This is a genomic window from Alteriqipengyuania lutimaris (assembly GCF_003363135.1).
In the GTDB taxonomy this organism is placed as follows: Bacteria; Pseudomonadota; Alphaproteobacteria; order Sphingomonadales; family Sphingomonadaceae; genus Alteriqipengyuania; species Alteriqipengyuania lutimaris.
Map to the genome: position 1 here is coordinate 1446652 of NZ_QRBB01000001.1, position 10849 is coordinate 1457500.

The window sequence follows — 10849 nt, forward strand, 5'->3', positions numbered from 1 at the left end:
CCCACGAAGGCGGGCGGGAATGAACGAGCCCACCCGCCTCAGCAAAGCGCAGGAATACTGGCTCGCCGTCGCGGCGGCGGTGGTCACTGCCAACGCCTATTACATCCATCCGATCATCGGCGACGTCGCGCGGCATTTCGGGGTCAGCGCATCGCAGATCGGGCTGGTGCCTGCGCTCAACCAGCTCGCGCTGGCGCTGGGCATCCTGCTGCTGCTGCCGCTGGGCGACCGCTATTCGAACCGCACGCTCACCATATTATTCACCATCGGCCAGTGTGGCGGCCTGATCGTGATGACGCTGGCGCAGGGCTTCACCCTGTTCACCGCCGGATCGACGCTGCTCGGCTTCTTCACCATCGCCCCCTACCTGCTGCCCGCCTACGCCTCGAAGCGCGTCGCGCCCGAGCGGCTGGGGCAGGTGACCGCGCTGCTGACCGCGGGCGTGATCTTCGGCATTCTGGTGGCGCGCGTGGGGGCGGGCGTGGTGGCCGAGCATTACGGCTGGCGCACCGTCTACTGGATCGCCAGCGGCCTGATGATCGCGATCACGCTGGCGCTGCCGACGATCATGGAAAAGGGTGTGCGCGACAAGGACCCCAGTCGGCTGTCCTATGTCGGGCTGATCGCATCGCTGCTGGCACTGGTGCGCGAACGGCGCGAGATCCTGCTTTCGGGGGCGATCCAGGCCATCGGCTTTGCGCAGTTCATCGCGCTGTGGCTCGCGCTGGCGCTGCACCTGACCGGGCCGGAGATGGGCTACGGCACCGATGTCGTCGGCTATCTCGCCGGGTTCGCCGCGGTCAGCGTGTTCTCCACGCCCTACTGGGGGCGGCTGGCGGACCGGATCGGGCCGCGCAAGGCGCGCGTCGGCTTCGCGGTGGTGCAGGCGGCGGGCATTTCGCTGCTGGTGCCCTTCGGCGACAACCTCTGGCTGCTGATGATCCCGATCCTGCTGGGCAATATCGTGGGGCCCGCGATCGACGTGACCAGCCGGATGACGTTCCTCTCGCTCGAGCCCGAACTGCGCACGCGGCTGACCACGATCTACATCGTGATGATGTTCATCGGCGGCGGCATCGGCAGCATTGCGGGCACCGCGCTGTTCGAGGCCTATGGCTGGGAGGGAACCGCGCTGACGATCCTGCTGTCCTGCCTGTGCCTGACGGCAATCGCCTTCCTGGGGTACCGCCTGTACGGGTATCGCGACGCGAAGCGGTAGGTGTGCGGCCCTACGGGGCACTCACCGGATCGCCCTCGCGGGCGCGTTCGACTTCGGTCGGGTGGCTCGATCGGCGGGGCAGGAACGCCCGGCTCAGCGCCCGGCGGACGGGCAGGTCGACATAGGTGGCCAGTAGCCAGGACAGGAGGCACAGGAGAGCAATGAGGGCGAGAGCCGCCCACGGCTGGTGCGCATCCATGAACGTCGATCCCTGCCAGTTGTTGTAGCGCCCGGCGAACAGGTAGACCGGCGCGTGGATGACGTAGAGCGGGTAGCTGATCGCGCCCAGCGCCGCGCAGATCCTTCGCCAGATCCCGTCCGCCTCGCTGCCGGTGCCCAGCCAGACGAGGAGCGGCATCCACACCGTGATCACGGCCAGTTCGTAGAGCCAGGCGAGCGGCAGACCCTCCGCCGGACGCCAGAGCAGCGGCAGGGCGAGCAGCACCAGCATGATGGCCGGGTGCAGAGCAATCCGGGTGGTACGCCACTGCCACAGCCGGTGCAGCGCGACCCCTGCGAAAAAGCTGAAGGTGACCCGCGCCATTCCGCCGATGATACTGGGCCGCCAGGTCCCCCGGTCGAGCGTGCCCTCGGTGATGCCGGTATAGATCAGCGCGGCGAGGCCGAGCGCGATCACGACGATCAGCACGCTGGTGGTCAGCCGACGCGCGAGGATTGCGAAGAGTGCGTAGGCGACCATTTCGTAGAACAGCGACCACGCCGGGAAATTGAGCGGGAACAGGTTGTCGTATTGCTGCGGGAAGGGCAGCGGATAGGGCAGCATGAACAGGTTCGCGGCCAGGTGGCCGAAGAACAGGCTGCGGTCCTCCGGCAGTTCGTACATCCAGATCGAGATCGCCCCGAGGATCAGCCCGATGAGGAAGAGCGGGTAGAGCCGGATGTAGCGCGCAAGCATGAAGTGGCGCCGTCTCAGGCCCGCCTTGAGGTCCGCTTCATAGGCGTAGGCGATCACGAAGCCGCTCAGCACGAAGAAGAAATCGACCGCGAGGGATACGATTGCCGGGTGAACCCAGGCGAGAAACCACTGGATATGCATCATGGCGACCGCGAGGGCGGCGATGCCCCGCATCCCGTTCAGCGTGTCGAACGTCTTTTTCGCAGACCGTGCCCCGACCATGGATCCTCCCCCTCCATGTTAACGTTAACATGGAGAGCTCGGTATGAGCCGGGACTATCGCGGAGTCCATTTGCGCAATCGCGCGGCGAACAGGGGTGCAGCGAATGCTCCGGCGCGCGATCCGTCAGGGGTGCGGAGCGAGGCCGATCTCCACGCCCGTGCGATCGGTCGCGCCGTGGCGGTCGACCAGGTCGGCGCTCGCCTCGTTCAGCCCTACGACCTGCACGCTGCGGCCATGCATCCGCATCCGCTCGACCACCTTGTCGAGCGCGCCGATCGCGGAAATGTCCCAGAAGTGCGCGCGGCTCACGTCAATGATCACGTGGTCGGCCGGGTCGGGCTGGAGGCTTTCCGGGCCCAGCGCTGCCTCGAACCGGGCGACGCTGCCGAAGAAGATCTCGCCATGTGCGGTGTAGGTGGCGGTGTCGCCTTCCTTCGTGCGCGTGACCTCGAACATGTGCATCACCTTCTGGACGAAGAAGATGCCCGACAGCAGCACGCCGACCAGCACTCCGATCGCGAGGTTGTGGGTGAAGACCACCACCGCGACGGTGACGAACATCACCATCGAGCTCTGCCACGGGTGCACGCGCAGGTTGGGGATCGAGTTCCAGCTGAACGTGCCGATGCTCACCATGATCATGATCGCGACCAGCGCGGGCATCGGCACCTGGCCGACGATCCCGCCGAGCAGGACGAGCATGATCAGCAGCGCGAGGCCCGCGGTGAAGGTCGATAGCCGCCCGCGACCACCGGAGGTCACGTTGATCACCGACTGGCCGATCATCGCACAGCCGCCCATGCCGCCGAACAGCGCCGCGACGATATTGGCGATCCCCTGTCCGCCGCATTCGCGCTGCTTGTCGCTGCCGGTGTGCGTCATGTCGTCGACGATTTGCGCGGTCAGCAGGCTTTCGAGCAGGCCGACCGCCGCCATGGTGAGCGAGTAGGGCGCGATGATCGCCAGCGTCTCCCACGTCAGCGGCACGTCGGGCAGCATGAAGAAAGGCAGGCCCTGCGGCAGCTCGCCCATGTCGGACACGGTGTTGACCGGCGAACCGAGCCACAGCGACAGGCAGGTAAGCACCACGATGGCGACCAGCGGGCTAGGGATCGCGGTGGTCAGCCGGGGCACGAGGTAGATCATCGCGAGCCCGCCCGCGACCATCGCGTAGGTGATCCAGTTCACCCCCTCATTGGTCGGGTCGAGCTGGGGCAGCTGCGCCATGAAGATCAGAATCGCGAGCGCGTTGACGAAGCCGGTGATGACGCTGCGGCTGACGAACTGCATCAGCAGGTTGAGCTTCAGCAGCGCGGCAATGCCCTGGAAGATGCCCATCAGGATGGTCGCGGCGAAGAGGTATTCGACCCCGTGATCGCGCACCAGCGGCACCACGACCACTGCAACGGCGGCGGTGGCGGCGGAGATCATGCCCGGACGCCCGCCGGTGAAGGCGATCACCATCGCGATTGCGACCGATGCGTAGAGGCCCACGCGCGGATCGACGCCCGCGATGATCGAGAAGCCGATCGCCTCGGGGATCAGCGCCAGCGCCACGACGATGCCGGCCAGCACGTCCGCGCGGACATTGCCGAACCATTCGCTCTTCCATCGGGCTGTTGTGCTGGCATGCGCGGTCGCGCCGGTGCTGGGCGTCATGGGAAATCCGTCAATTTTTGCTTGGAAGCGCCACCCGTGCACCATGCTGCGCTGCAACACAACCCCGCGATTCCGCCCGATGGCGGACGGCTGGATGTGGTTGGTCGATGAGGCCATCGTACCGCTTGCGCCGGCAGAGGCACTCTGGTTCATTCGCCCGCGTAGCTTTTCTGGGGGACCATCATGCTGAAATCCGCACTCGCCGTCGGTGTCGCTGTACTCGCATTCGCCACGCCCGCGCTCGCGCAAGAAGCAGCGCCGGATCTGGAGCCGGGCCTTTCGGCTCCCGAGATCGAGTTCACCGAATGGACGCTCGACAACGGATTGCGCGTCATCGCGATTCCGGACGAGGGCACGGCCACGGTCACCACCTCGCTCTGGTACGAGGTCGGATCGAAGCACGATCCAGAAGGGCGCAGCGGCTTCGCCCACCTGTTCGAGCATATTCTCAGCCGCAAGACCGAGAACATGCCCTACAACATGATCTACGGCCTGACTGCCGATGTCGGCGGCACGCGCAATGCCTCGACGGGGTCCGACCGCACGAACTACTACGAGACCGTTCCGGCGGAATATCTGGAGACCATGCTGTGGACCCACCGCGAACGCATGTTCAAGCCCGTGATCGACCAGCAGGTGTTCGATTCCGAGCGCGAGGTGGTGAAGGAAGAGCTGCGCCAGCGCGTGCTCGCACCGCCCTATGGCCGCCTCCAGCGCTTCGTCATCGCCGAGAATGCCTATGACGTATTGCCCCAGCGGCGCCCGGGCATCGGTTCGATCGAGGAGCTGGATTCGGCCACGCTCGACGATGCGCGCGCCTTCCACCAGGCGTATTACGGGCCAGACACCGCGACGCTGATCGTCGCGGGCAATTTCGAGATGGCGAACCTGCGCGCGCTGGTGGACGAATATTTCGCGGACATCCCGCGCCGCGCCGATCCGGTCGACCTGACGATTTCCGCGCGTGAGCCCGAGCGGACGAGCCCGCGCAGCTTCGTCGCCACCGCGCCCAACGTGCCGCTGCCGGTCGCAGGCTCGATCTGGAAGGCTCCGGGATCGGGCAGTGCGGACAGCGCCGCGCTCGACGTGCTGACCGCGATCATGGCGCGCGGCCAGAGCAGCCGCCTGTACGATGCGCTGGTCCGCACCGGCAAGGCGGTCGACAGCGCGATGTTCTATGGCGAGAGCGAGGAGGGCGGCTACGTCGCGTCCTTCGCGATCACCAATCCGATGGCCGATGCGGACGAAGTCGACGGGCTGCTCAAGGACGAATTGGAGCGCATCCGCACCGAGCCGGTGAGCGCCGCCGAACTGGCCGAGGCGAAGAGCGAGCTGTTCTCCGATTCGCTCCAGCGGCGCGAGACCGCGCGCGGGCGTGCCTTCGAGCTGGGCGAGGCGCTGGTCTCGACCGGCAATCCGCGCGCGGCGGATGACCGGCTGGCGGCGATCGCGGCGGTCAGCGCCGAGGATGTGCAGCGCGCGGCGGCCAAATGGCTTGCGCCCGACGCGCGGGTCGACATGCGCTACGTCGCGGGCGAGGAAAACCCGTCGGCCTATGCCAACCCGGTGCCGATGCCGACCTTCCGCAGCCTGCCTTCGGCCACCGGCGAGCCGCTCGCCGTCCTGCCCGAGGGCGAGCGGCAGGAGCCGCCCGCTGCCGGAACGCGGCCCGAGGTGGTCGCCCCCGACATCATGGAGCGCACGCTGGCCAACGGGATCGAAGTGGTCGCCGCGCAGACCGGCGAGGTTCCGCTGGTCACGATGACCGTGCTGGTCCCCGGCGGGGCCTCCACCGACACGCGCGACAAGGCCGGGGTGGCCCAGTTCGCTGCGCAGCTAGCGGATCAGGGCACCGCCGACATGAGCGCGCAGGACATCGCCGCGCGGCTCGAGAGCCTCGGCGCCAGCTTCAGCGCGAATGCGGGCCGCGACGGCACCTTCTTCAGCCTCACCGCGCCCGCCGCCAATATCGAAGCCGCCGGTGGCTTGCTGGCGAGCATCGTCCGTACGGCGCAGTACCCGCAGGCCGAACTGGACCGCGAGCGCAAGCGCGCGATCGACGGGCTGCTGGTCGAGATGAAGGACCCGGGCGCACTCGCCGGCAAGGTCGCCACGCTGGTGATGTACGGCGATGCGCCCTACGGCTCGCAGCCCGGCGGAACGGCCGAGAGCCTTGCCGCGATCACGCGCGAGGATCTGCTTCAGCACCGCCGGACGTGGTGGCACCCCGGCGAAACGAAGATCATCGTAAGTGGCGGGCTCGATCCCGCGCAGGCCACCTCGCTCGCCGAGGCGCTGTTCGGCGACTGGAGCGCCGATGGCCCCGCGCCGACGCCGCCGTCGGACCCCGCAGGCGAAGCCCAGCCGGTCCGCACCGTGGTGATCGACATGCCCGAGGCCGGGCAGGCGGCAGTCTATGCGGCGGTCCGCGCGATGCCGCGCGACGACGAGCGCTACTATGCCCTCGAACTGAGCAACGCCGTGCTGGGCGGCGGGTCGAGCGGGCGCCTGTTCGAGGAAATCCGGACCAAGCGTTCGCTCAGCTATGGTGCCTATTCGGGCTTTGCGGATCGCAGCGACGACTCGGTTCTGACCGCGAGCGCGCAGACCAAGAACGAAACGGCGGACGAGGTCGCGCAGATCTTCCTCGACGAGTTCGCCCGGCTCGGCACCGAACCTCTGGACGAAGCGCTGCTCGACAAGCGGCGGCTCTATCTCGGCGGGAATTACGCCCGCTCGCTCGAAAGCAGTTCGGGCTTCAACGGGATCGTCGCCGGGTTGCTGCAGCAGGGCCTCGAGCCTGCCGAAGCGGCGCGCTACGCGGAGCGGCTGGCGGCGGTGACGCCCGAGAGCGCGAGCGCGGCGGCGCAGGAATTCGTCGATCCGGAACAGGCGACGCTGGTGATCGTGGGCAATGCGGCCGAGTTCATCGACGGCGTGCGCGCCATCCGGCCCGATGTCGAAGTGATCCCCGCCGAAGACCTCGATCTCTCGGCGGCCGATTTCGGACTGCAAGAATAGGCGCTCGACTGGCGCGCCGGCAGCGTCAGGCGTCGCTTTCGGCCTGTTGGCGTGCCCACATCTCGGCATAGAGGCCGTCGCGGCGCAGCAGCTCGGCGTGGCGGCCCTGTTCTGCTAGGCGGCCATTGTCCAGCACCAGGATGCGGTCCGCATCGGCGATGGTCGACAGGCGGTGCGCGATGGCCAGCGTGGTCCGCCCCGCCGCCACGCGATTGAGCGTCGCGAGGATTTCCTGCTCGGTCCGCGAATCGAGCGCGCTGGTCGCTTCGTCGAGGATCACGATCGGCGGATCCTTCAGCAGCGTGCGTGCGATGGCGACCCGCTGCTTTTCCCCACCCGACAGCTTGAGCCCGCGCTCGCCCACCGGCGTGTCGAAGCCTTCGGTCAGCGAATCGATGAATGGCAGGATGGCGGCGCCGCGCGCGGCCTCGCGGATGGCGGCTTCGTCCGCACCTTCGCGGCCATAGCCGATATTGTAGCCGATGGTGTCGTTGAACAGCACGCTGTCCTGAGGGACGATGCCGATATTCGCGCGCAGGGAGTCCTGCGTCACACGCGCGATATCCTGCCCGTCGATCAGGATACGGCCCGCGCCCGGATCGTAGAAGCGGAACAGCAGCCGCGCGATCGTGCTCTTGCCCGCGCCCGACGGGCCGACCAGCGCCACGGTCTCCCCCGCCGCGATCTGGAAATCGAGACCGTGCAGGATCTCGCGCTCGTCCTCGTAACCGAAATGCACGTTCTCGAAGACGATCGACGGCCGCTCGATCGCCAGCGCGGGCGCACCGGGTACGTCCTTCACTTCGACCTCGGCATCGATCAGCCGGAACATGGCCGCCATGTCGATCAGCCCCTGCCGGATCGTGCGATAGACGAAGCCGAGCATGTCGAGCGGGCGGAAGAGCTGGACGAGGTAGGTGTTGACGAAAACGAGGTCGCCGGTGGTCAGGTCGCCGCGGCTCCAGCCCCACACCGTATAGGCCATCGCGCCCGCCATGAGCAGGTTGGTGATGAGCGACTGCGCGATATTGAGCCAGCCGAGCGAGGAATCGGATTTGATCGCTGCTTCGGAATATTGCCGCGCCGCCTGGGCATAGCGCGCTTCCTCGCGCGCCTCCGCGCCGAAATACTTCACCGTCTCGTAGTTCAGGAGCGAATCGACCGCGCGCGCCAGCGCCTGCCCGTCGAGATCGTTCATCTCGCGCCGCAGCTTGGTCCGCCATTCGGTGATGAGCTGGGTGATCACGATGTAGAGCACGACGGTAACGGCGGTCGCGATGACCAGGCCGATGCCGAAATTGAGGTAGAAGATCACCGCGACCGCGATCAGCTCGATGGCCGTGGGCGCGATGTTGAACAGCAGGAAATAGAGCATCGTATCGATGGTCTTGGTCCCGCGCTCGACCGTCTTGGTGATCTCGCCCGTCCGGCGCGACAGGTGGAAGCGCAGCGACAGGCGATGGAGGCGGCTGAACACGTCCTCGGCAAACTGACGGGTGGCGTCCTGCCCGACGCGCTCGAACACCATGTTGCGGATATTGTCGAAGGCGACGCTGGCGAAGCGCCCGGCGCCATAAGCGAGGACGAAGGAGATCGCGATCATCGCGGCTTCGTTGGCGGGCGTTTCCATCGCATCGACCGCCGCGCGATAGGCGTAAGGCAGGGCGAGCGTCGCTGCCTTGGCGACCAGCACCAGCAGCATCGCGATCACGATGCGCACGCGCAGGTCGGTCCGGTCCCTGGGCCAGAGATACGGAAGGAATCGGCGCATGGTCTGCCAGCCTTCGGGCGACGCGCCGTCTTTGTGCGATCTTGGTTCGGTCGGCCCCATTGCGGTGCAGCATGTGGCGATGCGGGGCCTGCTTCTCAAGCGGCGGGTGCCGCAAGCACTCCTTAAGGGGACTGCGTTATGGCACACGCACGATGCTGCATATTCTCGAACCCGTCACCGACCGGATCAGGAGCGCGCGCTTTCACCGGGCCGCCCGCCCGATCCTCGACACCGCGCCGATCGTGCCGCGTGACGATGGCGTGATCCTGTTCTCGATGATGGGCACGCGCGTGCTGCTGGCCTATCTCGTGGCGATCAAATCGGTCCATTCGTCCTTGCAGAGGGGCCGGGTCGTGATCCTCAACGATGGGACGCTGACGCAGCGGGACCGCGCGATCCTCGCGCATCATTGCGGCCATCCGCAGATCATTCCGATCGCTTCGGTCGATACCGGCCCCTGTCCGCGCGGGGGCACGTGGGAGCGTTTGCTGACCATTCTCGACCTCAGGCGCGACAATTACGTGGTCCAGATCGATTCCGATGTCGTCGCGCGGGGAGCAATGCCGGAGGTGGCCCAGGCCATCGCGGACGGGCGGTGCTTCACTTTGCGCGGGGAGGAGGAATCGGAGCTGCTCGACGTCGCTTCGATCGCGCGCCAGCAGCAGGTATATGAGACAAGCCACGTTCAGGGCCTGATCGAACAGCAGATCGACCGGGTCGCGATTCCCGGCTGCGACGATCTGCGCTACGTGCGCGGATGTTCGGGCTTTGCGGGCTTTGCCCCCTCGACCGACGGGCGCGCCTTGGCCGAGGCTTTCTCCGCCGAAGCGGAACGCCTGATCGGCCGCGCGAAATGGGCCGAGTGGGGCAGCGAACAGGTGACGAGCAATTTCGTGATCGCGAACACGCCCGATCCGCTGTTGCTGCCCTATGATCGCTATATGAATTTCTGGGACGCAGGCGTGCCGGACGGTGCGCGGCTGGTGCACTTCATCGGCACCTACCGCTACGACCGCGGCACTTACGCGCGGGCTGCGCGCGATGTGATCGCCCGGCTGCGCGCTACGCCGGACGAACCTCTCCGCCTCGCGCCTGCCTGAACCCGGCCCACTTCAGGTGCGCAGCGCCCCGGCAATGGCGGCCGCCATGTCGCGCACCTGCCGCTCCATGGAGAAGCGGTCGACCGCGCGGGCTCTTGCAGCCGCGCCGTGCCGTGCGATCAGTGCGGGGTCGCGCAAATAGGCTTCGACCGCCTCCACGAACCCATCCTCGTCGTCGAGCGCGATCAGGCGACCGGTCTCTCCATCGGCGACGATCTCCGAAGGACCGGCTGCGGCCGAGGCCACCACGGGAAGCCCGCAGGCCATCGCTTCGGCCAGCACGAGGCCGAAGCTCTCGCGCTCCGCCGCGTGGACCATCAGGTCTGCCTCGCGATAGAAGGGCAGCAGGTCGCTCTGATGCCCTGCGAAGTGGACCCGATCCGCGATACCCAGTTCACGGGCGAGGCGCTGCCATTCCTCCAGCATCGGCCCCGCGCCCACATAGGTGAAGCGGACATGGTCGAACTCGGGCTGCGCGAAAATGCGTGCGGCGACGCGCAGGATCATGTCGACCCGTTTCTCCGAACGGGCCTGGCCGGCGCATATGACCTCGAGCCGATCGCGGGTTTCGCGTCTCTCCGCCGGGGTGAAGTGATCGCAGTCGACGCCATTGGCGGCGACCGTCAGCCGGGCCGGCGGGATCAGCGCATAGTCCTGCAGCCAGTCGCGCTGCGAATGCGAATTGGCGATGTGCAGATCGTGCAGCTGGCGCTTCAACCCGCGCCGCACCACGAACTTCGCCGCGCGTCGGACGAAGGAATCGCGGATGCGATGATCGAAGCTGTCCTGCTCGGTATTGATCGTCTTCACGCCCAGCGAGTGCAGGAAGGCCATGTCGAGCATGGTCGGCAGCGCGCTCATATAGACGATGGCGGCGATATCGTGCTGGTCGACGAAGGCGCGCAGCTTCGCCTTGTCGGCGGGCGCGAGCGTGTAGGCG

At 67.0% G+C, this 10849-nt stretch carries 7 protein-coding genes (1 of these 7 cut by a window edge); 3 read left to right on the forward strand and 4 right to left on the reverse strand.

From position 1 onward, the window contains the following. The first annotated feature begins 19 nt into the window (after positions 1-19). Positions 20-1219 (forward strand): MFS transporter, encoded by a 1200-nt coding sequence (locus tag DL238_RS06940; protein WP_115491593.1) that lies wholly within the window; start codon positions 20-22, stop codon positions 1217-1219. A 10-nt stretch (positions 1220-1229) separates the two neighbouring features. Here DL238_RS06940 and DL238_RS06945 read toward each other — a convergent pair whose 3' ends face one another. Beyond that, on the reverse strand, positions 1230-2357 hold the full coding sequence (locus DL238_RS06945; RefSeq protein WP_115491594.1) for an acyltransferase family protein: 1128 nt from the start codon (positions 2355-2357) through the stop codon (positions 1230-1232). A gap of 124 nt (positions 2358-2481) precedes the next feature. Further along, entirely contained in the window at positions 2482-4017 is a 1536-nt protein-coding gene (locus DL238_RS06950) for a SulP family inorganic anion transporter (RefSeq protein ID WP_115492815.1), read from the reverse strand. 183 nt (positions 4018-4200) lie between these two features. Between DL238_RS06950 and DL238_RS06955 the strand changes: the two genes are divergently transcribed. Then, entirely contained in the window at positions 4201-7038 is a 2838-nt protein-coding gene (locus DL238_RS06955; protein ID WP_115491595.1) for a M16 family metallopeptidase, read from the forward strand. Positions 7039-7063: 25 nt separating this feature from the next. Here DL238_RS06955 and DL238_RS06960 read toward each other — a convergent pair whose 3' ends face one another. Continuing rightward, positions 7064-8809: an ABCB family ABC transporter ATP-binding protein/permease gene (locus DL238_RS06960; RefSeq protein ID WP_325048438.1), complete on the reverse strand. Its 1746-nt coding sequence runs from the start codon at positions 8807-8809 to the stop codon at positions 7064-7066. A 152-nt stretch (positions 8810-8961) separates the two neighbouring features. Here DL238_RS06960 and DL238_RS06965 point away from each other — a divergent pair, with 152 nt between their 5' ends. Next, entirely contained in the window at positions 8962-9909 is a 948-nt protein-coding gene (locus tag DL238_RS06965; RefSeq protein WP_115491597.1) for a hypothetical protein, read from the forward strand. Between the two features lie 12 nt (positions 9910-9921). Here DL238_RS06965 and DL238_RS06970 read toward each other — a convergent pair whose 3' ends face one another. Further along, on the reverse strand, positions 9922-10849 hold the 3' portion of the coding sequence (locus DL238_RS06970) for a glycosyltransferase (protein WP_115491598.1). It continues 191 nt past the right edge of the window; 928 of the gene's 1119 nt are visible here — the last part of the coding sequence; its start codon lies off the right edge, out of view; its stop codon occupies positions 9922-9924.